Below are 23,268 nucleotides of genomic sequence, written 5' to 3'. Positions count from 1 at the left end.
CTTCCGTCAACATAAAGAAGCCCTTAATCTCGGAGATTAAGGGCAAACTATATACTGATTAATATTTTTTGGATTTGTAATATTTCTTGTACTTCCATCTTTGGACTAAAAGGAACCCTATTAAAACTCCTATTGGCCCTGAGTAAGTCACTGGCCCTCCAATAAAGATAACTGAGCTTACATAACCAGTAACATAAACAAAGATAAAAATAATGATATCCCATTTTCGTGTAGTAAATATTCTTTCATTATGCTTCATTCCTTCTTGAAAACCATAAAAACGTCTAGATTAATCTTTTGTTCTAGATTCATTTTTCTCTTCATGCAGTAGACGTATCACTTTATGACATCTTCCAGATTTTTCGCGTCTGCTATTTTAAAAATCGTATTTTTATCCTTATCATTCATTATGGTGGCAGAGCCATTCTCATTGAACCACAAGTAGTATCTGTCTTGATCAGTATCCATTCTATATTGTGGGTCTGTTATATCGACAATTCCCTTTTGTTTTTTTGCTTGGCGGATAGCATTCACAATAACTTTCACTTTCGGAGAATCAGAAATTACTTTTGAGCAAAAGCATAACACTCGTTAGCTGCAGGAAAAAGTTCTTTTTCATCATTCTCCTCCCCTGAATAATATCCACTCATGACCTTCTCATTTAAAACTTTGGTGGTACGCGCCTCTTCGTCTGTTGTTCGTAGGAATAGGCTAATTCGATTAGCTTTGGTTCACTATATGCCAAGCCTGAGAACGTCAAACCTACAGGAAGCCCGGTTTTTGTGTAACCCGCAGGAACTGTGATAGAAGGATAACCCGCTTTGGCAGGCAATTCATCGCCAGAGTCACTTAAAAATAACAGAGCATCTAAACCATTCTCTTCCATTACCTTATCAATGCCAAGTTCTCCTGATAATTTCACATCATCTGAGCGTTGCTTCAGATAAACTGGATTTTCTAGACTCTCGCTTCTTCCCTCTGACTCAATCAATAAATCTTGGCCATAGTTCATCCTGTTATAAGGGTCTTCTTCATTAAAGGCAATAATGTCTTTTAGCGTTTTCACTGATACAGAATCTGAGGTTGTCTTTAAATACTGATTCACTTGATGCTTGAATTCATAGGACAGGACATCGGAACGGAGATCATGTTCAGGGACCTCCACTTCCTTTATAACAGCGCCTAGGTTTTGCAATTCACCCATCGCTATATTCAACATTTCTTTTAGCTCTGTCGTTTCTTCATCGTGCCTATCCAAAAAGAGAGGATCAACACCAATTGTAGCTCCTTTTAAACCGTCCATCTTGAGATGCTTTGTATAATCCTGAAGTGCCTTACCTTCACTTGTTGCTGTGATAGGATCAGTTGGATCAACACCCGTTAACACACCTAATGTAATAGCTGCATCTCTTACCGTCCTTGCCATAGGACCAGCCGTATCTTGGCTAAGGGCGAGTGGAATAATCCCGCTTCGGCTAATTAGTCCGACTGTTGGTTTGATGCCCACAATGGAGTTCAAACTCGATGGATTCAGAATGGAACCACATGTCTCCGTTCCAATACTAACCACCGCAAAATTAGAGGCGATACTTGCGCCAGAACCAGAGCTTGAGCCGCCTACAAATCCAGCCTCGAAATTCTCCGGCCCATAAGGATTTTTAACTTGTCCACCCACTCCACTGTAGCCGCTAGGTGCCTTAGTAGACATAAAATATGCCCACTCGCTCATATTGGTTTTCCCTAATATGATTGCACCTGCTTCTCGAAGTTTTTTCGCTACCCATGAGTCCTTCTTCGCATAGTTATCCTTTAATGCAATGGCACCTGCTGTAGTGGGCATCGGATCCTTTGTTTCAATATTGTCTTTCAGAAGAATAGGAACTCCAAAAAGAGGACCTCGTTCCCCCGATCCCATCGCCTTATCCATATCAGCAGCTATGTTTAATGCATCCGGATTTATGTTGAGGACTGAATTAATTGCAGGACCGCTGCTATCAAACTGTTTAATTCGCTCTATATACCATTCAACTAACTCTACAACCGTCAATTCCCCATTCTGCAAAGCTTCTTGAATTTGTTTGATCGACCATTCTTCCATTTTATATTTTTCTCTTTTTGTTGATGTGCTCATCTCGTCCCTCCTGGCAACTTTTCTACCAATCATTATAGCAATACTCTTTATTTTCTGATATGTTTAGAGCTATCAATATTAAAGAAGGTGGGAAGTAATGCGCAAATACATAGGAGAACTCGCTCTGACGATTACAGCGATTATCTGGGGAAGCGGCTTTGTGGCGAGTGCCATTGCCTTAGAGCATTTTACGCCGTATCAGATATTGGCGATTCGCTTTTTCATAGGAGCAGTCATATTAGGCATTGTTTTTTATAAAAAGTTAAAAGGAATAAACAAAGAAACAATTTTCAAAGGAGCAATATTGGGGACTTTCTTATACTTGGCTTTCGCGCTTCAGACAGTCGGGCTACAATTTACCACCCCCTCCAAAAATGCTTTCTTAACAGCGGTGAATGTCGTCATTGTACCGTTTATCGGCTTACTTCTGTATAAAAGAAAGATGGACTACTTCGAACTCATTGGGGCGTTCCTTGCCATTATCGGTATCGGCGTTCTCTCGCTGAAATTGTCCTCTTCTATCAATATCGGGGATTTATTAACACTAGCCTGTGCAGTTGGTTTTGCCTTCCATATTTTTTATACAGCCAAATTTGTGAAGGATGCCGATCCAATTCTTTTGACATTAGTCCAAATGACGACTGCTGCCCTTATTGGTTTTGCTGTTGTCTTTTTCAAAGGAGAAAGTTTCCACACGGTTGAAACGGGCGGAACACTCTCTATTTTATATTTGGGTATTTTTTCTACAAGCGCTGCCTTTTTGCTTCAAACAGTTGCTCAGAAGTTCACCACAGATACAAAAGCCGCCATCATCCTTTCAACAGAATCTTTTTGGGGCATGGTCTTTTCCGTACTCATTTTGCATGAAGTCTTGACCATTAAAATGGCGTTTGGCGCAATTCTTATTTTAGGGGCGATTATTATATCTGAAACGAAGGTGCCGTTTTTAACGAAAATAAGAATAAAGGATTTAAAGTTTGGCCGACGTGGACAACGAGACTCTTGATATCATGGCCAAAATAAACATGTTGTAGAAAGTGGGTAGATTCATGATTCCGTTAGTATATGACCAACTTAGTGGCTGTGGGAAAGACAATGAATTCTTCTTGGCCCTGTTGAAAAAATTAAACGTGAAATACATAGTAGATCTGGGTTGTGGAACGGGCAGATTAACAACCCATTTTTCAGAGTCAGGCTATCATATTACAGCGATTGATCCGAATGAAGAAGCAATCGAATATGCAAAAGCGAAAGATTATCCAGAGGAAGTGACCTGGATTGTTGGGGATAGCTCCAATTTACAACCAAATGCTTTTGATGCTGTCATCATGACCGCCAATGTGGCGCAAGTATTTCTTACAGATAAAAGTTGGCAGAACGTCATTTCTGATGCATATCGAGCATTAAAACCTGGCGGACATTTTATTTTTGATACACGAAATCCCTTAGCCAAAGAATGGGAACAGTGGCAGGAAGATATGACACCTGATCTTGCAACGAATCCGTTGAACAACGAACCACTAGAAATTTGGACGGAATACGATGAATTTGTAGGTGATATATTTACTTTTTATGAGACTATCAAAGTTGCACGTACAAATGAAGTAGTCATTATGAAAAAAATGCAATTAATATTCCGAACTCAAGAAGAAATACAAGAATCATTGCAACAAGTTGGATTTTCACAAATCCATGTTTATGGAGATTGGACGTTTACCGAAGCCACATCTGACACCAAATCTTTTATCTTTCATGCTGTAAAAGAATAATAGTTAACCAAACAGTTTATTAATGAAAATAAATTAGGCCTTGCTACAATCCATACGTAGCAAGGCTCTTTAGATTACTATTACTCGTTTACTTTTTGACCCTATACCTGTCATCTAACTTTGCCTGATGCACTTTAAAGATATCTTCTAGCTTAATATCATATTTATTCGCTATATCAGTGATATTTCCCAATACATCACCTAATTCACTTACAAGCTCCTGCTTCTTTTCAATATATGTATTTTCAGTTTCATCTGGTCGATCGCGTCCAATTTCAAGAGCTCTGATTGCTCGGGCAACCTCTCCCGTTTCCTCCGCTAAGAATCCAATACGGATGAATATATCTAATTGTGACCATCCTCGCTCTTCATAATAATCGTTAATCCATTGCTGAAATTCATTCACATACATACTATAGAGTGTACCTTCGCTTTAAACACTCTCAATTTCTGGAATCCCTCAGATACACTCCATAAAGGAAATATCAGCAATTAAAGTCTATGTTTAAAACGGCTCTCCACAAACCGTGGTTTTCAATATTAATATGGTTACGTCTAATTTTCTAACAAGATATCACAAGCTAGAAACACCTAAAAAAGACAAAAAGCTCATTCCGAGTTAGGAAGAACTTTTTGCAGAATTTTACTATTATCCTTTATATAAATAATAAAATCAATTTCTTTTATTTGACTGTAATTCTTTTTGAATGTAACTTTTTATTCCCAATCTGGTACACATAGTTGTACTTAACCAAATCGTCTTCATTAACATGATGACTAATTTCAATAATCGCTTGAGGCAAGTTAAAAAGCGTATTATGAATGCCTTCAGCAGTGTCCTTATCAAGTGCTGCAGTCACTTCATCAGCAATTAACAACTCGCGTTCTCTCAAAATTGCACGGGCAATTTCGACCCTTTGATTCTGTCCACCAGAAAGATGTTTTCCGCTTTCCCCCAGAACAAAATCCAGTCCCTTTTCTTCAACGACAGACGATAGTCCAGCAGCTTTAACTGCTCGGTTCAATTCTTCATGCTTAAAGTCTTCACCTAATGTAAGATTGAACTCTAAAGTGTCATTAAATATCATAGGAGTTTGGCGTATATAACTAATGTTTCGATTGATAGCTCGTGCGCTATGTTCAATCTTACCTCCATAAGTTATTTGTCCATCGGTTAAAGGTAATACTTGCTGAATTATATTTATAATCGTAGTTTTGCCAGATCCAGATTCACCTAGTAGCAGTAGCTTACTTCCTGGAAGAATCTCCAAATTAAAGCCGTCCAATATTAAGTTATTTTCAAATTGAATGCGACCATTTTGTATTTTAAGAGGCAAAATACTTGTAAGGGAGTGATTATCATTTTGTTTAAATGCACTATTTTCCCTTTCAAGCATGGTTAGTTTTTTGCGTATCCCTTTAGTAGTTGAAATCCTGTTAATACATCCAGCCGTCACAGCTAAGGGATTAGCAATACGGTCACTAGCGATGTATACTGCTATCAATGCATTGACTTCCAAGGAACCATTAAAAACAAAGAACCCACCAATAAAAACGGGAATCAAGCTCAAAATATGCGATGCGACATATGCAGTTAGATTTGCTCCCGCTTGTGCCATAGTCATTTTTACATTTTTTGATTCTGAATTTGTAATATTAGCCTTTAAGCGCTCGAAAAATGTTTGTTCACGCTGATAGCCAATAATTGTTTCAACACCTTTAATATTTTCAGTTAATTCATTAGTATAATCTTCGTTGGCTTTACTCCAATCGGCAGCAGACTTTTCAATTTTCTTTTGATTTAATTTAGGGAAAATCATTGTGATTAACGCAAATATTATAAAAATAATACCTAACCAAAAATGTATTAACAAAATATATCCACTGGCTACAATAACTAAAACAATTGTTTGAAATGCATTGATTGTAGCCGAAATATAGTTGCTTTCTAACAATTTTAAATCATTTTGAAGAAAAGAAAGCACATCTGATGATCTAGATTTCGAACTTTTTTGATATTTATAAACATGGTGTTCATAAATAATCAATTTTACACTTGTATTGAAATTCTTCATTAGTTTTGCTGTGCTATATTGATAAAAATATCCACCTAATCCAAGAACTAAGAAACCAACAATTCCGAAACCTACTCCGTATGCAAGCTCCTCCATACTTCTATTTTCTAATCCTTTAATAACTCGACGTATAGTCTCTGGTAAAAGGAATCCTTCAATAGACATAACAACTAGGCCCAACAAAACAAAGATTGCATATTTTGCACTTCCATGTTTAATTATTAGTTTCATCATTTTCACCTTATACGCAATAATGTGTCTATTTACCTCTGAATCTACCGATTTTCAGTTAATTTGCTAATTTTATAGTCTGACTTAATTGTTCTGGTGCTTGATAAATCACTTTTGTTTATTTGATAATCAATTATTTCTTCTGATATAGATAAAACTATATCGGTAGATCGGTTTATTTTTTTATTGTTATTAAATGATATCCATCTACTAATAACAGAAGTAATACCTGTTGAGCCTGTATAAAAATCGTGAGATATTTTAAGTGATTGTTCACCTGGAAACCCTAAGGAGTTGTTTTCATGTTTATCGGTCACTTCATACAACCTAAACGTTTCCATCTTCGATTCTATACTAGCATGTACCTCTGAATCTTCTTCGACTAATTGATAATATGAAATTAAAAAATCAGTAACACCAGCTAAACCTCTCATCAATCCAGGGAAATAGTGTATTTTTTGTTCTAAACTTTTTGTGATTTTATCAAGATAACTTTTATACTTTAGTTTCTTGGTTATACGATAAAAATAAAGCAATAACATTCCTAAGCCAGAAAGCCCATTATATAAAAACGCAGATTCTACAGTTTGCTCACTACCTAATTTATTTCTATTCATTGTAAAATTCCCAATTTTATTGGTATAAGTTGTTTCTAAAACTTCATTTAATATCTTCTCTGACATTTTCAAAAATTTATTGTCATTGGTCACAATATAAGTTAATAACAACGCAAGAGAGATTCCTGCTTTTCCTTCATAAAGACCTGTATATTCCAACTCTTCTCCTGCTATTAATTGATCTGATAGGTCAACTGCTAGTTTTATTGATTCAGCATCTTTTGTGTGTATCCAATAATACAAATGCATAATAACCAATCCCGCTTTACCATAAAATAAATCATTTGATGAAGGGACTGGTTGTGAAAATACTTCCTTGTACAAAATTTGGGCTTCGTTAGTCAAACCCATCTTCAATAAATAAGCTACAAGCCCCGAATTTCCGATAAGAAGGCTACCTGGAAGATTCTTTATGCTGGAAAATTCTCTTTTGAAAATTTCTAAGCTAATTTCCTCTATTAAAATGGGAACAGGCAAATCTAAATTTTGATAAGTTTGATAAATCCCTAATAATACTCCGTAGATTCCATGACTGATACTAAATGGATTTGTATTGAAAATATGAGGATCTGCCGGGATATAGTAGCCTTTTTCTTTTGTCGAAAAGTCAAATAACTTAATTATTGAATCTGCAATTTCTATTAGATCTGTTTCACTATACCTAGTAGATAATTTACTCATATGACTTATCAAACCTTGTGCATTAAAATGGTTCAATAAAGTGTAAACATACTCATCAGGTAAAAAGGGTATATTTTTTTGCGCCCATTCCAACATTGCAATTTTTTTAGTATTATCTAATACATATAAATTATTTAAAGGATATATCATAAGCATACCTAGTAGCATTATCTTATCTAAGTCTTTTTTTACTAAATCCTTTTCGTTAGAATTGTAACCTATTGTAAATACTTCTGACTCTTCCCGTTCTTCGTCAATAAACATAGAATGTTCTAAATCAATTATTCGTACATTAAATGATCCATCCCCTTTATTTTCTAATATAATATTTGCATCAGAAATATCATAAAGAGCTATACCATGTGCATGAATAATTTTGATCTTTTCGATTAACTGATGGAGAATATCAAGTATATTTTTGTAATATTTTTTAATCTCAGACTCATCTCTCTCTAAAGTGATTAGAGGATTTTTCGTATATACGTATACTCTTAAAGATTCACCTTCAATTTTCTCTTCTACCAAATATCCGTTTCCATGGTCCTTAATAAAATCATGTACTTTTGGGGTTATACCACTCCCACCCAATAATGTTAAGAAATCTTTTTCCCTTTCTATTCTTTCAGGAGCATAAAATCCTGCATAATCCAATGCTGAATATTGTCTAGCTTCTTTAGCAATAAAATATTTTTTATCTTGATTTTCTACAAGGTATATTCCTCCGCTAGAGGAAAAGTGTAATGCTTCTATAGGTTTGTACTTTGATAAAAAATTTGATTTTTCCTCTGTTTTTATAGGGACATTTAAATCTTCGACCCATTCTGGTATGCGATAATAAGGCACTCTTATGTCTCGAACTAATTTATTCTCATTATCTAAGATAAATGTCTCTGTTGTACCTCGTTCAGAAATTCTTCTAATCGGAATATATTCTCCGTAACGATAAAATAAAATTTCCGAGTCCTTATATGGTTTATCGCTAAGGATATAGGGACCTTCAAAATCTTTTGTCTTACTGTACAATTCCTCTAGTATTGTCAAAATAGTATTCTCAGGGGGATATACAACCATGAACTTCCCATGACTCACCCGAGAAGTACCTTTTTCATTTACTTCTTTAAATTTCTCTAAATCTGCTGCAAACTTAAAGTTGATTTCATTTTCGATACAATAATTTGCTATAGTTTTGAATACTTCTTCATAATTATCAATTGTTGAAGAAATATGTATTTTCCAGCCTACGGTCCTCTTATCAGCGATATTCTTGTTGAATAAAAATATAGTCCAAGGATTTTTCACATAAACTTCAACTTTATTTTTGTCATAATCAATAAGATTTATAAAACTAGCTTCATGATGTTTGAAATTATTATTTAACATGTAAAATGGTGAATTATTTTTATAAGCTATCGCATGATTAGAATATTCTACTGGTAACATTTTCCCACCTCATATTTCTATTAGAATAAAATAATAAGGCTGAGTATATATAATACTCTGCCTCATTAGTCAATATACTTTTTAATACAAATTATTTAATGATGACCTGTTTTAGGGCCGATACAGCTACCAATAACACATGAACCATAAGGTGTCACACCTGCATCGTTACCAAAAGTCTTTTTCTCTTCCATTTTTTGCAACGCTAATAGATTTGTCATCTTAACAACCTCCTTTTATATTGTTCTATATATTCAATAAAATATTTTGTTAGATTGAGTATAATATTAATACAAATTATTTAATTTTGGCCTGTCGAAGGACCGATACAGCTGCCAGCAACACATGAACCATAAGGTGTCACACCTGCATCGTTACCAAAAGTCTTTTTCTCTTCCATTTTTTGTAACGCTAATAGATTTGTCATCTTAACAACCTCCTTTTATATTATTCTAAATATTCAGTAAATTTTTGTTAGATTGAGTATAATATTAATACAAATTATTTAATTTTGGCCTGTCGAAGGACCGATACAGCTGCCAGCAACACATGAACCATAAGGTGTCACACCTGCATCGTTACCAAAAGTCTTTTTCTCTTCCATTTTTTGTAACGCTAATAGATTTGTCATCTTAACAACCTCCTTTTATATTATTCCAATATTCGGTAAATTTTTGTTAAATTGAGTATAATATTAATGCAAATTATTTAATGATGGCCTGTTTTAGGGCCGATACAGCTGCCAATAACACATGAACCATAAGGTGTCACATCTGCATCGTTACCAAAAGTCTTTTTCGCTTCCATTTTTTGCAACGCTAATAGATTTGTCATCTTAACAACCTCCTTTTACAATATTTTAAATTTTGCAGAAATTTTTCTGCTAAATTGAGTATAATATAAACATAACTTTCTTTGTATTGATAAAATTGTTATAAAAAACATTATTTAGAAGTTTATTTAAACTTAATTTTCTCATTATGGACAGGAGGTAAAACTATGTTAATAGGACAAAATTTGCGTTATTATAGGAAAGCTAAGGGCTTTACGCAAGAGCAACTTGCTGAAGATATCTGCCATACAACTTATATTAGTAAAATTGAAAACAGCAGCATCATACCTCCTAATCAAACTTTAAGTGATTTGTGTAGAAAACTTGGTATTACAATAGAACAACTAACCCAAAATATTGACGAGGAACAAGGATTATTGCTTAATAATTGGCTCGAGCAAATTAATAAAAAAAACTTTGTGGACAAACAATACAATCACTTAAATGTAGTATTTCAGGATGTTGAAAGCCCATTTCTTCTTAGCCGTTACTATACTATACTATTACGCTATTTTATCTTGATAAAAGATAAACAAGAGGCAGAAATAACCTCACAGAAGGTCAAAAGCTTTGAAAACTATATAACATCGGAAACTGAATATGACTACAATTTCTCTCTAGGTTTGTTTGAATACAATTACGGTGGTTTAAATACAGCATATACTTACTTTCTAAAAGGAGAGCAAATCTTAGAGAGAAAAGGTGTAAAGGATTCGGAGCTGTTATATTACATGGCTCTTACACTTAGTCGCTCTAATAAAATATCCTCATCAACTATATACGCCTATAGAGCATTAGAACTTTATAACAAAGATTTGAACTTTATACGTACTGTAGATTGTAGTTTACTACTCGGAATTAATTTCAATCTTATGGAGGATTACGATAAAGCTGAAGAGTTTTTCCAAAAAGTCATTAACATATCTGGATTTCACGAACATATAGAACTAGCTAAAGGAAGGGCTTACCATAATCTAGGGAATATATATTCAAAGCAAGGTAAACCAGATTTGGCTATTGATATGCTGTGCAAAAGTCTTCAATTCAAAAAGCATACAAATAATAAAACAAATACTGTTTATTTGCTCGCACGTGAATACTTTGCAATTGGTGAGATTGAAAAGGGAACTGAATGGTTGACTAAAGGTATGGATCTAGTAAAAGAAACAAAAGATACTTACTATCAACTTAAATTAAAAGTCCTATATTCTCGAGTCAATGAAGGAAATTCACCTCAGTACTTTGATTTATTAAAAAAGTCTATTACTTATTTCAAAGATATTGATCTCAGTTTTACTAGAGAATGTGCAGAATTGTTGGCAAAGCTTCAGGCTAACAAGTTTCTCTATAAAGAAGCGTATGAATATCTCCAGTTGACTATTAATTTAATGAAAAGTAATAAAAAATAGGAAGGAAGAGATTAAATGAGAAGACTTTTTTTTAGATTGGTGTTAATTAGTATTTTGTTTATAAATATCGGATATATAGCTAATTCGGATGAGTCTGATTACCCTACTAGGGTTCCAGATCCAATAACTATTGTTAAATAACTTAACACCCACAAACTTTACGGGATAGGATATTAATCATAGTTAATTATGATGACCATATTTCTTTAACTACATGTGAACAACAATTTCTTAAAGAAACATATTTATCAATGCTTTTAAATGGAACATGCCCAACAAAATAATATACCCCTCTAGTAATAAAATGCTATATCAAAGGGCAGCAAGCTTAAAAAATGTTATAATAGTAGACAAACTATTCCACCTACGAATAAAAAGCATGCATTCGAAATCTCAATGCATGCTTCCTAAATTATTCTACACCACTTTCCAAAATGGTGAAGGTACCCTTATCACAATTTATCTCTGCCAATGCACCATATGGCAAAATAAACTTCGGTTCCGTATGGCCAAAATTTAAATTATAGAGAATCGGCAAATCTTCTATGTTAAATTCCTTCATAGCTAATTGAATAGCCTCTTTATATTCATCGTAATATTTTTCATCTTGAGGTTTCCCAAAGATAATTCCTTTACTCTTTCGTAAAATGCCTTGGGCAGCATAGTTGCGCAACCAATATTTAATAAGATCCGGCGCTGGCTTTTCTTCAGAGGTTTCAAAGAAAAGGATGCTATTCTCCCAATACTTTTCTTCTGGCCAGAGTTCTGTTCCTTTTACAAATTCAAGTACTTCAATGCATCCTCCTATCAAACGTCCCTGCGCTATTCCAGAACCTTGAAGAACTTCAACCCCTGCATTTTTTTGCATGGCCCGCCGACGTGTTTTATTTCCTTCTGCCCACTCTACATACTCACTCGTCCATTCATTCGCCGGAAGTATTTCACCAATTACTTCATTTGAAAAGAGCGTTCGATTCACCGATTCAATTGTATATGGATCCATCTCAACATTTTCTGCAAAATCGGTTAGAACAGCCGGACCATAAAAAGAGGAAATCCCAGCTTTATGGCAAAATAAATGTGAAATGGTTACATCGGAGTAACCCATAAATATTTTCGGATTCTGACGAATAACGTCGAAATCGATATAGGGTAACAAGCGGATACTATCGTCACCGCCAATATTTGCAATGATCCCTTTGATATCCTTATCCTTGAATGCCGTCATCAAGTCTTCCGCACGAGCTTGCGGATTATTATAAAGATAGTCTTCGCCTTTTAAACTATTAGGCATTGGCACAACTTCCAAATCAAAGATGTCTTCTAATCTTTTTACACCTTGTTCATATCGCCATCTAAGGTCTGGTTCACCCGCACCTCCCCAAGAAGGGCTTACTGTTGCTATTCGATCCCCCACTTGCAGTTTCTTTGGTTTAATTAACATGATATTGCACCCTTTCACATGATTTTATTATTTTAATGGACTGTCTTCTTTTCAAACAAACCTATAAAAAATACGATAAGACCAGCTAGAAACATAATAGGAAAAATATAAAGCATCACTAATGCTGACCATCCGCTTTTAGTGATGACTGCAAAACTTAAGCCCATTGCAAAAGAGATGGATGGTGAAATGAGTAGCATTAGAATAATTCCCCAAACTATATATTTTCTCTTTTTAGACTTACCTGTACTAAGCAAAAAAGCTACATAAGCACCTACGATTGCAATTAATATCCCTACAAAGATTGCCATTAGCTCTTCTCCCTTCACTAAAGAAAATTACAATTTTATATTCTCTTACCTTCAATGGAAGTGTCTTAAAATTTCAGCATTACTTTTTAAGGTTATTAACTTATTTTTATAAGGGATAAGCAAAGCAAGTATTTCTGGCTTACTTTTATAGTCAAAGACAGTATTGTAGTTATATAAATCCTTTAATACTTTTAAAGATGGTTTATAATTTGATTTTTCAATGCCTATTTTTTGTTTAAAGTACCTTTTGATTATTCTATATCTTCTTATTGGGAGGCTAATGTCTAGAAATAAAATTAGATCAGCATTTTGAAAGCAGGAAGATACCCATTTATGATGGGCCCCTTCAATAATCCAATTGTCAGTAGCAATTATTTTACTTAAATATTCGTCTCTCTCTTGTTTGCTTCGTTTAATATCTCCAGTGTCAAACCTTTTCCAAACAACATTATCCAATTAAAATAGGGAATGCTTAATTGATCAGATAGCTTCTTGGCCAAGGTAGTTTTGCCACTTCCGATGGAACCAATGATATGTATTCGTTTAGGTATTGGCACAGGATTTTGTTTGTCCATAGAACCACTCTTTTAATTTGCTAACAATTATTTCGGGTGCATCTCGATATATCTCGTGACTCGTATTATGAATAGCCTGAACTTCTGCATGGGGAATTTCATTCAACAAATATTCAATTGCCTCATGTCGTTCTTCTTCTATTTCCTTGGGCATCGTACTATGCAGTAATAGTACTGGTGACTGGACCTTTGGAAAAATAACTGCTGTTGGTTCTAAATGCATTCCTTTCATCACTGCTTTGGCTGTAAACGGAGATGTGGATAGCCTAATTTCACCGTCAACTTCAGCAGCTTGTGCAAGACACCCCTCCTCAAGCTCCTTCGACCAACGTGAAGAGTTAGCCCTTTCAGAGTCAAGAAATTCATTCCAGGAAGCGAAGCAAACACTATCAATAAAAGCACCTACATCTGTAAGCTGCTGATTAAGAGAAACGCCAGCCGGGCCCTGTTGGAAGTAACCGCCATCCAATAACACCAGTCCTTTGATTTTCTCCGAATACAATCCAGCCATATAAAGTGCAAGGTGGGCTCCCCATGAGTGGCCAACAAGATAGACATCGGTTAACCACAATGAATCGATAAAATTACTTAGACGTTCAGCCATCCTTGCTGGAAAATACTCTTTCTCATTATCCAAGGAAACTTCTCCACCATGTCCTGGTAAATCAAAAGCGATAACGTAAAAATCATTCTGTAAAAGTTTCGCTAGCTCCCCAAAACTTAGACCAGAAGAGCCCATTCCATGCAAGAAAACAAGTGCAAAGTATGAATAAAACTAACTAAAAACTCTAATCAACAAGCTAATTGCAAATAGAATATATGCAATCTGTATCAATATGTATAGGGTCCTTTCAAAGGTTGTAAGTCCTCTTTGCTTTCGGATTTTTTCGAGATATCGTAAATAAAAAGCTGCACTTAAAAAGATTAATAGTGTTGCTATTACCATTAAAATATCTGCAAATATGAGCATCGTTCTCCCCCTATCTTATTTAAGTTACAGTAAGCGGAGGAAACCCCGCTCGGCTCCATAACCATAAAGGAGTATGTACATCAATAGGAGCTAATCCACTTCCAGCAAGGGCTTTACCCCAAGCATTCGCCGCAGCTATTCGGTCATCTCCACTTCCATTCAACACTTCTTCCGTACATAATCCTAATTTCACAGTGGCTTTTAGAATATGAGTATCTGGTGCAATAGAGATGAGTTCCCGTGATTTCCAGGATACTTTCGCATAACACTCTAAAACATATAACCAATAATTAAATATTTTAGGTCCAGAAAGGTATGGGAATTCTGATTTTCTGGAGCCTTGCATGATTTCTTTTAATAGTGAATTGTCGAATTCTACTGACTCAATCAGCCCTTGGACGTTTCCTTGTTCAGATGAATGAACTATACCTTTTGCAACACGTTGCCAAATATCAGGATGGCGGTTTGGCTGTAAGCCCACACGATGTAATAGCAATGCTTCACGAAGCTCATGGATATCTTCGGTGGCGACAACAATTGGATTAAATATCCAGCTCGTTTTAGGATCTTGATACGCTTTAACAACAGATTCCCATAACGAGTAAGAGTTTCTCTGATAATTTAAGGCCATTGCCAGAGTTAAAACATCTAGTAATTCATCTTCTTTCACTACATTAATCAACACATCCTCAGGCATCACTTCCCCGCCTAAAAGTCCATCTTCATGCATTTGTTTTAAGATATGTATATTTTCTAAAATGTTGTTCTCCAAAAATAAGATCCTTCTTTCAAATTAGCCAAGTTATCCGAAACTAGTGTATAGGATCCTTGGCATTTAATTTTTCATAATCTAACCTTGTCATACCTAATAGATCCAAATCCTCAAAGTCTTCACCTTTTTTAATATCATGTCTTAATGTTCCTTCGAATTGAAGTCCCACCTTTTCCATCACCTTCCGAGAAGCAGCATTTCTAGACATACAGTGTCCATATATTCTCTCTAAGCCCAGTACTTCAAAACCATAACTGAGCATAAAAGAAGCAACTTCTGTCGCATAACCTTTACCCCACTCATTTTTATCAATAAAGTAGGCAATTTCCGCTTTTTGATGACTACAGGAAATACTGACCAACCCGCAATTCCCTATGTATTTCTCTGGGTCTTCTTTTAAAAAAACTGCAAATTCAAAAGCTGTTCCTTGTTTTGCACTATGTTGTAAGTAGTCAATCCACTTATTTACAAGTGCTTTTGGGTACGGATGTGGAATGGTAATCATTGTGTCCGCAATTTCCGCCTGTGACACTACTGAATAGATAGCATCTGCAAATTCATGTTCATATGGTTTTAAGAGTAATCGCTTTGTTTCTAATATCATTTGCCTACCTCCGTTTTAGCTAATTGAACATTAATTTATTTAAAAAACGGCTTCCCCTGCTCTATAACTATTTCTACATTAGTTATTAGACTCCTTCTTGCTATCACCCTTTAGTTATCAATTTGCCTATACTTCTCCGACTATCCACTATAGTTTGATTCTAGGATAATACGTGGATATCACGGTGCATAAGATAATGTGAATAACTTCAAGAAACCATTTAGATGTATGGTAAAATTAATTAAAAATTGAAAATAATACGGAGGAGGCGTTTGAAGATGGAGCATGATGAAATTTATTTACGGGCTAAAAAGCGGGTTGAAAACTTAAAATCGTTTTACATTCATTTAACGGTCTATATTCTAGTTAATCTTATGCTTTTCTTTATAAACATCATCACTGATTCAAGTCATTTATGGTTTTTATATCCGTTAGGAGGTTGGGGTATTGGGGTTGCTATACACGGCATAACAACTTTTTCATCAGGAAGGTTTGGTGCGGAGTGGGAAGAACGTAAAATTAAAGATTATATGGAGAAAGATAAGTAAAATTAATTTATAATAATTGCATCACCTTAAGTCCATAGGTACTTAACATAAGCTATAATTTGAAAAAGCCCTCAAAGAAGAGGGCCTTTTCTATTTAACACCATATAATTAAGCTCTACCTTTTAATTTTTTCACCCTCTGGATGAAAACTAACGATACCACTATCAATTGTCTTAAAGATTCTGGAATAGACATTCTTGATTTCCATTTCTTTATTTGCTCCTTCTGTCATAGCATATCTCCAGGTTTCATCTGAATATTCTTTAGGAGATCCTGTAAATAAATAACCTGTAGCATAGTCATTTGGCCCACCTATTGTACTTGTAGGAGCGCTATCATAAGTGACATCTTTGTTTACAAACGGCACATGGGCTTTTGTAGACTGGATGAAAAAAGTTGGAATCGTTAAACGTTTATAGGATTCTACGTATTGATCATTTGCAGCATCTGATAAAAATTTAGGCATGATAAAAATGGCATCAAATTTTTTTGATAAAGAGTTTGTTCGGTTTTTTAAAGCTTTAAGTGAAATCGTTTCAAACTCTATATTTTTTTCAAAAACTTCTGGTATATCACCGATTACACCTATATGTAACTCTTTCCCACTAAACATGTCAGTTTTACTGTTTTCTATGTTACACCCTCCAAGTAAAACAACCATTAAAGAATAAAATAATATCTTATACATGCATTCATCCCCCTTCCTTTTAAGAACAATTTAAGGAACTCCAGTTACCAATAGTCCTCATCCATATTTCAAATCCTGGAACTATGTTATAGTAACCATACACAAGTTTAAAGGAGAAGAATAGTATGGCAAAAAGCTTAGTATTAGCAGAAAAGCCTTCTGTCGCAAGAGATATTGCGAATGTATTGAAGTGCAATAAAAAAGGAAATGGCTTTTTGGAAGGCGACCGATATATTGTCACATGGGCATTAGGGCATCTTGTGACATTAGCCGATCCAGAAACTTACGATAAAAAATATAAAACGTGGAATTTAGAAGATTTACCAATGCTGCCCGACCGACTAAAATTGACTGTCATCAAACAATCCGGTAAGCAATTCAACACGGTCAAAACACAATTAAACCGCAATGATGTTAATGAAATTATCATCGCAACAGATGCCGGACGCGAAGGCGAATTGGTCGCACGTTGGATTATTGAAAAAGCACATGTGCGTAAACCGATCAAACGATTATGGATTTCTTCTGTTACAGATAAAGCAATCAAAGATGGCTTCCAAAATTTAAAACCGGGTAAAGCCTACGAACATTTATATCATGCGGCAGTTGCCCGATCTGAGGCCGATTGGTATATTGGCCTGAACGCAAGTCGTGCCTTGACGACCCGATTTAATGCGCAGCTTAATTGCGGTCGTGTACAAACACCAGTAGTAGCCATGGTTGCAGCTCGTGAAGATGAAATCAAAAACTTCAAGCCGAAAACGTACTTCGGTATTGAAGCACGCACAGCCAATAACTTAAAGCTGACTTGGCAAGACGAAAAAGGCAATTCACGCAGCTTTAATAAAGAAAAAGTAGATGCCATTGTGAATAAACTGGGCAGCCAAAGTGCAACGGTTGTAGAGGTAGAGAAAAAAGCGAAAAAGACATTCTCCCCTGGGTTATACGATTTAACAGAGCTTCAACGTGATGCCAATAAAATGTTTGGCTATTCCGCAAAAGAAACATTAAATATCATGCAAAAACTATACGAACAGCACAAAGTGTTAACATACCCTCGTACAGATTCACGCTATATTTCAACAGACATTGTTGCTACTTTGCCTGAACGTCTAAAGGCTTGTGGCATTGGTGAGTATCGTACAATTGCCAATAGGATTTTAACCAAACCAATTAAGGCAACGAAAGCATTTGTTGATAATCAAAAAGTGTCGGACCACCATGCAATCATTCCGACTGAAGCTTACGTTAATCGTTCTGCGATGAATGACAAAGAACGCAAAATCTATGATTTGGTCATCAAACGATTCCTAGCAGTTCTATCTCCAGCCCATGAATATGAACAACTAACATTGCGCGCGAAAATTAAGGACGAAAACTTTATTGCCAAAGGGAAAACTATACTTTCAAATGGTTGGAAAGAAGTATACGAAAACCGTTTTGATGAAGATGAGACTCATGAGGATATTAAAGAGCAACTCCTGCCACGCATTGAAAAAGGCGAAATGCTGCAAGTGAAATTGATCTCACAAACGTCTGGCCAAACAAAACCACCCGCACGTTTTACTGAGGCGACATTACTTTCAGCTATGGAAAATCCTACGAAATATCTAAACACACATGACAAAAAGCTCGCAGATACGCTTAAAACAACTGGCGGACTTGGTACAGTAGCTACACGTGCAGATATTATCGATAAATTATTCAATTCTTTCTTAATCGAAAAACGCGGAAAAGATATCCACATCACAGGTAAAGGCCGCCAGCTTCTTGATTTAGTACCCGAAGAATTGAAATCACCTGAAACAACTGCGGAATGGGAGCAAAAACTAGAGCTCATCGCAAAAGGCAAACTGAAAAAAGATGTATTTATCAATGAAATGAAGCAACATACAAAAGAAATCGTTTCAGAAATTAAAAGCAGCAACAAAAAATTCAAGCATGATAATATATCCACAAAGTCTTGTCCAGACTGTGGAAAGCCAATGCTTGAAGTGAACGGTAAAAAAGGTAAAATGCTCGTATGCCAAGACCGCGAATGTGGACATCGTAAAAATGTAGCGCGCGTAACTAACGCACGTTGTCCACAATGTCATAAGAAGTTAGAATTACGTGGTGAAGGTGAAGGGCAGATATTCACATGTAAATGTGGATATCGTGAGAAACTATCCACTTTTAAACAAAGACGTGAAAAAGAATCAAAAGGAAAAGTGGATAAACGGACAGTCCAAAAGTATTTGAAAAACCAAAAAGAGGATGAACCTGTGAATAATGCATTAGCAGAAGCATTAAAAGGGTTAAAACTCGATTAAAATAAAAATCCTTGGCCCTAGTGGCCAAGGATTTTTTTATTAATGCTGGTCAATTGTTTCTTTCGGTAAATCTTTGCTTAGCTCGCAGTATTTGACGAAAACACGCGCCATTTCGCGAAGACGTTCGTGTACATTCTCATCGATAATTTTGTTATCTGAGTCAAAATGATCTCCGTGTGTATAAACGTAATTCGGTGTCACTAACGCACGGAAATAATCAAGAATAGGCTTTAGTTGGTTTTCCACAACTAAGTGATGTTGATAAGTCCCACCGTTTGCCACGATAGAAACTGGTTTATAGCGCAATGCTTTTGGATGTAAGAAATCAAATGTATTCTTTAAAACACCTGGGATAGACCCTTGGAAAATAGGCGTAGCCAGAATATAGCCATCTGCTTCCTCAATGGTTTTTACGAGTTTTTTCATATCATCATTATATTGATCAAATGGACGTCCATCCACAAATTGATGTTCAAAGTCTGCCAGATGTAGCTGAGATACTTCTAACCCTTCATCCAATTCTTTGATATATTGTTCCACTTGCTCTAAAATGGCACCTGTTTTGCGGCCAAGAAGCGTGCCGTCGACAAGCAAAATCTTCATTTGTTGTTACCTCCAATTCGAAATTCCTATAGGTATTGTAACAAATACGACAGCCTAGTATAAGGTAGTATGCCTATAAAGCGAACAATTCAGTCTTTTGGCTGAATAAGTCGCTCTTTGGCATTTTTTATTTAGAAGTGGATATGATCAACATTTAAACAAATAAATTCGTAAGCTAGCACTCTTCAAAAAGTTCATCAATTACTAGAAATCTATACATATTACCTCTCCCTGTCCCATAAGTTGAATAGAGCGCTGAAAGGATGGGGATATAATGAACTACCAAAATAATGAAGAATCAATGAAAAAGACTGTTTTTGTTGGAGCTGTAACTTCGTGTATGAACCTATACCCAATTGAACGAATTGCAACGCTTGCTGCAATGTTTGATAAATCAAATACCAACTTGCTGATCAAACACGATCAACAAACAATCGAATACTTAATCAATAAAGGCTTTAAACCCATTAGCTATCAAACTGAGAAAGAGTTAGTAGCAGAGCTGAAAAAACTCTCTCCTCAATTAGTGATATATGATGGTGGAAATACAGAGGTTCCATTTGTAGAAGAATTGAAAGCATTCATACCAACTATCATTCATTTCGATGATTTTGGAGAGGGTGGTACTGCCGCGGATTGCGTCTTCCAAACACTTTACCAGGAAAAGCGTGAAAAGCTTCTCCCCCATTATTTAGTTGGACCTTCTTCTTATGTAGTGCCGAAGTCGTTGCAGGCCGTTCAGAAAAAAGCAAAAGAACCAGCGGACAAGCCGCATATAGTTGTCTCTATTGAAGGAAAAGATCCAGACAATACAAGCTATCGCGTGCTACGGCATTTGCTCCAACTACAAATCCCGATTAGAATATCGGTCGTTGTCCAATCCAACTACAGCCATGCTGTGGATGAATTAAAACTAATGGCCTTAAGTCGTAAAAACATAAAAGTTATCCACAAGGATCATGCACTATACGAATTATTAGGTGAGGCGGACATTGTGATTTGTGGAGCAAAGTACACGCCATATAAAGTAGCGACAGTGGGCATCCCCTGCATTGTGGTATGCTATGACGAGCTAGAGATGCAGCATATTTTCCCGACAGAAGCCAATGGATTTATTAACTTGGGGCTTGGAAAGAAAATTAAGCAATCCCTCCTGCAAAATGCAGTAATGGAGTTTCTTTTACATGAAGGCAGACGTGAACATGCTATCCGCAAACAATTGAGCCATGATGTAGGTCGCAACAACCAATATATCCAATCCTTTATTAAAAGCTTTGGAAACGATCCATCAAATTCCCCTGGCTTTTTATCAGAAGAACAAGCCAAAAAAACAAGCGATATGATACAATAAAAAGAAGAACTACTTTATGCAAAAGGGGCTTTCATATGGCGACAAAAGAAGAACTATTATATACAATAGCCGAACTGAAAAGCGACTATATCCGCCAACAAGGTGACATTGAAAAGCTTGAAGCTACAGGATATCCACAAATGGTTGAAAAAGCTGAACAACGTCTCGCAGATATGGAGCAGCAGCTTGCAGAACTAAACAAAAAATTGGAATCTTATGAAGCATAAAGCGCCTGCATTGGGCGTTTTTTGCTGTGCTGATTCCACATTTCAATAGATATACAACATAAACGGAGGAAATTATAAACCATGATCTTAACAGTAGATAAACTAGGACATACATTTGGCGACCGCACCCTTTTCAAGGATGTTTCTTTCCGCCTTGTAGAAGGTGAACACGTAGGCCTTGTCGGTGCGAATGGTGTCGGCAAATCCACATTAATGAGCATACTAACAGGTGAGCTTATTCACGATACAGGACGTGTCGAATGGCTGCCAAACACACATTACGGATATTTAGACCAACACGCAGTATTAACACCCGGCAAAACAATGCGTGACACATTGCGCGATGCATTCCTTCCACTATACAAAAAGGAAGAAGAAATGAATGAGATTGCCGCTAAAATGGCTGAAGCAACACCAGAAGAGCTAGAAGAACTTTTAGAACAAATGGCCACTATTCAAGATGCATTGGATGCAGGGGATTTTTATACATTAGATATGAAGATTGAAGAAGTAGCTCGTGGTCTTGGTCTTGATGCAATTGGCTTAGAACGTGACGTTACTGCCCTTTCAGGTGGTCAACGTACTAAATTATTGCTTGCAAAGCTGTTGCTTGAAAAACCAAAGGTATTGCTTCTAGATGAGCCTACCAACTATTTGGATGAAGAACATATTACGTGGCTAAGCAATTACTTGAAAAACTATCCACATGCATTCTTATTAATTTCGCATGATACAGAATTTATGAACGGCATTGTGGATGTTATCTTCCATTTGGAATTCTCTAAACTGACACGCTATACTGCCACTTATGAAAAATTCCTAGAACTTGCGGAAATCAATAAACGCCAACATATTGATGCATATGAAAAACAACAGGAATTCATAAAAAAACAAGAAACTTTTATCGCAAAAAACAAAGCGCGTTTTTCTACAACTGGCCGTGCGAAATCACGCCAAAAGCAATTGGATCGCATGGAGAGAATCGATCGTCCTGAAACTGCATCAAAACCTGAGTTCTTCTTTAAGGAATCACGCAGCTCTAGCCGCTATGTAGTAGAGGCTGAAAACTTATTGATCGGTTATGATAAGGACAAGCCCCTACTTCCACCTCTTACTTTCCAGGTAGAGCGTGGCGAAAAAATTGCGTTAGTAGGTATGAATGGTATCGGTAAATCTACATTATTAAAAACCATGCTAGGAAAAATACCAGCACTTGGGGGTAAAGTGGAACTTGGCGATTTCATCTTCCCTTCTTATTTTGAACAAGAAGTAAAAGCTGGGTCTCTTACACCGATTGATGATGTTTGGAATGCTTTCCCTTCATTAGAACAGGCAACAGTACGTGCATTGCTTGCAAAAACAGGACTAAAAAGCGAGCACATCTCTCGTCCGCTCAACCAACTAAGCGGTGGAGAACAAGCGAAAGTCCGTTTATGTAAACTCATGATGGAAGAAAGTAACTGGATGCTGTTTGACGAACCAACTAACCACTTAGACGTAGTTGCAAAAGAAGAATTGAAACGTGCTATGAAAGAATACAAAGGTACTATCGTGCTTGTCAGCCATGAACCTGAATTCTATGAGGGCTTAGTAACAAAAGTGTGGAACGTAGCCGAATGGTTTGCGCAAGGACATCAATAATAGTATGAGCATACTAATTTGAATAAATAAGAAAAAG

The 23,268-nt window shown here is 36.0% G+C and carries 26 protein-coding genes; 8 read left to right on the top strand and 18 right to left on the bottom strand.

Going from position 1 to position 23,268, the window contains the following annotated elements:
* Positions 1-336 precede the first annotated feature (336 nt).
* Both M2M59_RS01260 and M2M59_RS01255 read right to left on the bottom strand, forming a co-directional pair.
* Positions 337-534, bottom strand: a complete 198-nt coding sequence (locus tag M2M59_RS01260) for a YhfM domain-containing protein (protein WP_249775227.1) — start codon at positions 532-534, stop codon at positions 337-339.
* Positions 535-661: 127 nt separating this feature from the next.
* Positions 662-2,131 (bottom strand): amidase family protein, encoded by a 1,470-nt coding sequence (locus M2M59_RS01255; RefSeq protein ID WP_249775226.1) that lies wholly within the window; start codon positions 2,129-2,131, stop codon positions 662-664.
* 97 nt (positions 2,132-2,228) lie between these two features.
* Here M2M59_RS01255 and M2M59_RS01250 point away from each other — a divergent pair, with 97 nt between their 5' ends.
* The gene (locus M2M59_RS01250) at positions 2,229-3,137 is read left to right on the top strand and encodes a DMT family transporter (RefSeq protein WP_249775225.1); all 909 of its coding nucleotides are present in this window, start codon (positions 2,229-2,231) and stop codon (positions 3,135-3,137) included.
* 43 nt (positions 3,138-3,180) lie between these two features.
* A complete protein-coding gene (locus tag M2M59_RS01245) occupies positions 3,181-3,900 on the top strand; it encodes a class I SAM-dependent methyltransferase (RefSeq protein WP_249775224.1) in 720 nt (239 codons plus the stop codon).
* An 88-nt stretch (positions 3,901-3,988) separates the two neighbouring features.
* Here the strand turns inward: M2M59_RS01245 and M2M59_RS01240 are convergent, their stop codons facing one another.
* The 7 genes from M2M59_RS01240 to M2M59_RS16435 form a co-directional block, all read right to left on the bottom strand.
* On the bottom strand, positions 3,989-4,312 hold the full coding sequence (locus tag M2M59_RS01240; RefSeq protein ID WP_249775223.1) for a MazG-like family protein: 324 nt from the start codon (positions 4,310-4,312) through the stop codon (positions 3,989-3,991).
* 271 nt (positions 4,313-4,583) lie between these two features.
* Positions 4,584-6,206, bottom strand: a complete 1,623-nt coding sequence (locus M2M59_RS01235) for an ATP-binding cassette domain-containing protein (RefSeq protein WP_249775222.1) — start codon at positions 6,204-6,206, stop codon at positions 4,584-4,586.
* 44 nt (positions 6,207-6,250) lie between these two features.
* Positions 6,251-8,944 carry a class III lanthionine synthetase LanKC N-terminal domain-containing protein gene (locus M2M59_RS01230; protein WP_249775221.1) on the bottom strand — a complete coding sequence of 898 codons (2,694 nt, stop codon included), beginning with the start codon at positions 8,942-8,944 and terminating at the stop codon, positions 6,251-6,253.
* A 95-nt stretch (positions 8,945-9,039) separates the two neighbouring features.
* The gene (locus tag M2M59_RS16450; protein ID WP_256467900.1) at positions 9,040-9,165 is read right to left on the bottom strand and encodes a hypothetical protein; all 126 of its coding nucleotides are present in this window, start codon (positions 9,163-9,165) and stop codon (positions 9,040-9,042) included.
* A gap of 80 nt (positions 9,166-9,245) precedes the next feature.
* Complete coding sequence (locus M2M59_RS16445) at positions 9,246-9,371, bottom strand: hypothetical protein (RefSeq protein WP_256467899.1); 126 nt, start codon at positions 9,369-9,371, stop codon at positions 9,246-9,248.
* A 78-nt stretch (positions 9,372-9,449) separates the two neighbouring features.
* A complete protein-coding gene (locus M2M59_RS16440; RefSeq protein ID WP_256467899.1) occupies positions 9,450-9,575 on the bottom strand; it encodes a hypothetical protein in 126 nt (41 codons plus the stop codon).
* Positions 9,576-9,652: 77 nt separating this feature from the next.
* Positions 9,653-9,778 carry a hypothetical protein gene (locus M2M59_RS16435; RefSeq protein ID WP_256467898.1) on the bottom strand — a complete coding sequence of 42 codons (126 nt, stop codon included), beginning with the start codon at positions 9,776-9,778 and terminating at the stop codon, positions 9,653-9,655.
* 165 nt (positions 9,779-9,943) lie between these two features.
* Between M2M59_RS16435 and M2M59_RS01225 the strand changes: the two genes are divergently transcribed.
* Complete coding sequence (locus tag M2M59_RS01225; protein WP_249775220.1) at positions 9,944-11,185, top strand: tetratricopeptide repeat protein; 1,242 nt, start codon at positions 9,944-9,946, stop codon at positions 11,183-11,185.
* A 412-nt stretch (positions 11,186-11,597) separates the two neighbouring features.
* On the opposite strand, the gene M2M59_RS01220 is transcribed toward M2M59_RS01225, so the two are convergent.
* From M2M59_RS01220 to M2M59_RS01190, 7 genes are all read right to left on the bottom strand, one after another.
* A complete protein-coding gene (locus M2M59_RS01220; protein WP_249775219.1) occupies positions 11,598-12,629 on the bottom strand; it encodes a S66 family peptidase in 1,032 nt (343 codons plus the stop codon).
* Positions 12,630-12,661: 32 nt separating this feature from the next.
* Positions 12,662-12,940 carry a hypothetical protein gene (locus M2M59_RS01215; protein ID WP_249775218.1) on the bottom strand — a complete coding sequence of 93 codons (279 nt, stop codon included), beginning with the start codon at positions 12,938-12,940 and terminating at the stop codon, positions 12,662-12,664.
* Between the two features lie 51 nt (positions 12,941-12,991).
* Entirely contained in the window at positions 12,992-13,396 is a 405-nt protein-coding gene (locus M2M59_RS01210; RefSeq protein ID WP_249776041.1) for a P-loop NTPase family protein, read from the bottom strand.
* Positions 13,321-13,515 (bottom strand): EutP/PduV family microcompartment system protein, encoded by a 195-nt coding sequence (locus M2M59_RS01205; RefSeq protein ID WP_249775217.1) that lies wholly within the window; start codon positions 13,513-13,515, stop codon positions 13,321-13,323. Before M2M59_RS01205 ends, M2M59_RS01210 begins: the two co-directional genes overlap by 76 nt.
* Entirely contained in the window at positions 13,484-14,263 is a 780-nt protein-coding gene (locus M2M59_RS01200) for an alpha/beta fold hydrolase (RefSeq protein ID WP_256467897.1), read from the bottom strand. The genes M2M59_RS01205 and M2M59_RS01200 overlap by 32 nt, the downstream gene beginning before the upstream one ends.
* Positions 14,264-14,504: 241 nt before the next feature.
* Complete coding sequence (locus M2M59_RS01195; protein WP_249775216.1) at positions 14,505-15,257, bottom strand: hypothetical protein; 753 nt, start codon at positions 15,255-15,257, stop codon at positions 14,505-14,507.
* Between the two features lie 40 nt (positions 15,258-15,297).
* Positions 15,298-15,861, bottom strand: a complete 564-nt coding sequence (locus M2M59_RS01190; RefSeq protein ID WP_249775215.1) for a GNAT family N-acetyltransferase — start codon at positions 15,859-15,861, stop codon at positions 15,298-15,300.
* 278 nt (positions 15,862-16,139) lie between these two features.
* Between M2M59_RS01190 and M2M59_RS01185 the strand changes: the two genes are divergently transcribed.
* Complete coding sequence (locus M2M59_RS01185; protein WP_147195573.1) at positions 16,140-16,409, top strand: 2TM domain-containing protein; 270 nt, start codon at positions 16,140-16,142, stop codon at positions 16,407-16,409.
* Positions 16,410-16,524: 115 nt separating this feature from the next.
* On the opposite strand, the gene M2M59_RS01180 is transcribed toward M2M59_RS01185, so the two are convergent.
* Positions 16,525-17,097 (bottom strand): metallophosphoesterase family protein, encoded by a 573-nt coding sequence (locus M2M59_RS01180; protein WP_249775214.1) that lies wholly within the window; start codon positions 17,095-17,097, stop codon positions 16,525-16,527.
* A gap of 125 nt (positions 17,098-17,222) precedes the next feature.
* Here M2M59_RS01180 and M2M59_RS01175 point away from each other — a divergent pair, with 125 nt between their 5' ends.
* Positions 17,223-19,409, top strand: a complete 2,187-nt coding sequence (locus M2M59_RS01175; RefSeq protein ID WP_249775213.1) for a DNA topoisomerase III — start codon at positions 17,223-17,225, stop codon at positions 19,407-19,409.
* Positions 19,410-19,448: 39 nt separating this feature from the next.
* On the opposite strand, the gene M2M59_RS01170 is transcribed toward M2M59_RS01175, so the two are convergent.
* Positions 19,449-20,012: an NADPH-dependent FMN reductase gene (locus M2M59_RS01170; RefSeq protein WP_147195579.1), complete on the bottom strand. Its 564-nt coding sequence runs from the start codon at positions 20,010-20,012 to the stop codon at positions 19,449-19,451.
* A 274-nt stretch (positions 20,013-20,286) separates the two neighbouring features.
* Here M2M59_RS01170 and M2M59_RS01165 point away from each other — a divergent pair, with 274 nt between their 5' ends.
* The 3 genes from M2M59_RS01165 (at position 20,287) to abc-f (ending at position 23,231) form a co-directional block, all read left to right on the top strand.
* Positions 20,287-21,363, top strand: a complete 1,077-nt coding sequence (locus M2M59_RS01165; RefSeq protein WP_249775212.1) for a PseG/SpsG family protein — start codon at positions 20,287-20,289, stop codon at positions 21,361-21,363.
* A 35-nt stretch (positions 21,364-21,398) separates the two neighbouring features.
* Positions 21,399-21,590, top strand: coding sequence for an SE1832 family protein (locus M2M59_RS01160; RefSeq protein ID WP_066791567.1), 192 nt, complete (start codon positions 21,399-21,401; stop codon positions 21,588-21,590).
* Positions 21,591-21,671: 81 nt separating this feature from the next.
* Positions 21,672-23,231, top strand: coding sequence for a ribosomal protection-like ABC-F family protein (gene abc-f / locus M2M59_RS01155; RefSeq protein WP_249775211.1), 1,560 nt, complete (start codon positions 21,672-21,674; stop codon positions 23,229-23,231).
* Positions 23,232-23,268 lie beyond the last annotated feature (37 nt).

It is taken from the genome of Rummeliibacillus sp. G93 (assembly GCF_023515935.1).
Taxonomy (GTDB): domain Bacteria; phylum Bacillota; class Bacilli; order Bacillales_A; family Planococcaceae; genus Rummeliibacillus; species Rummeliibacillus stabekisii.
The sequence above is the reverse complement of the archived record's forward strand: the minus strand, read 5'-3'. Positions and strand labels throughout refer to the sequence as shown.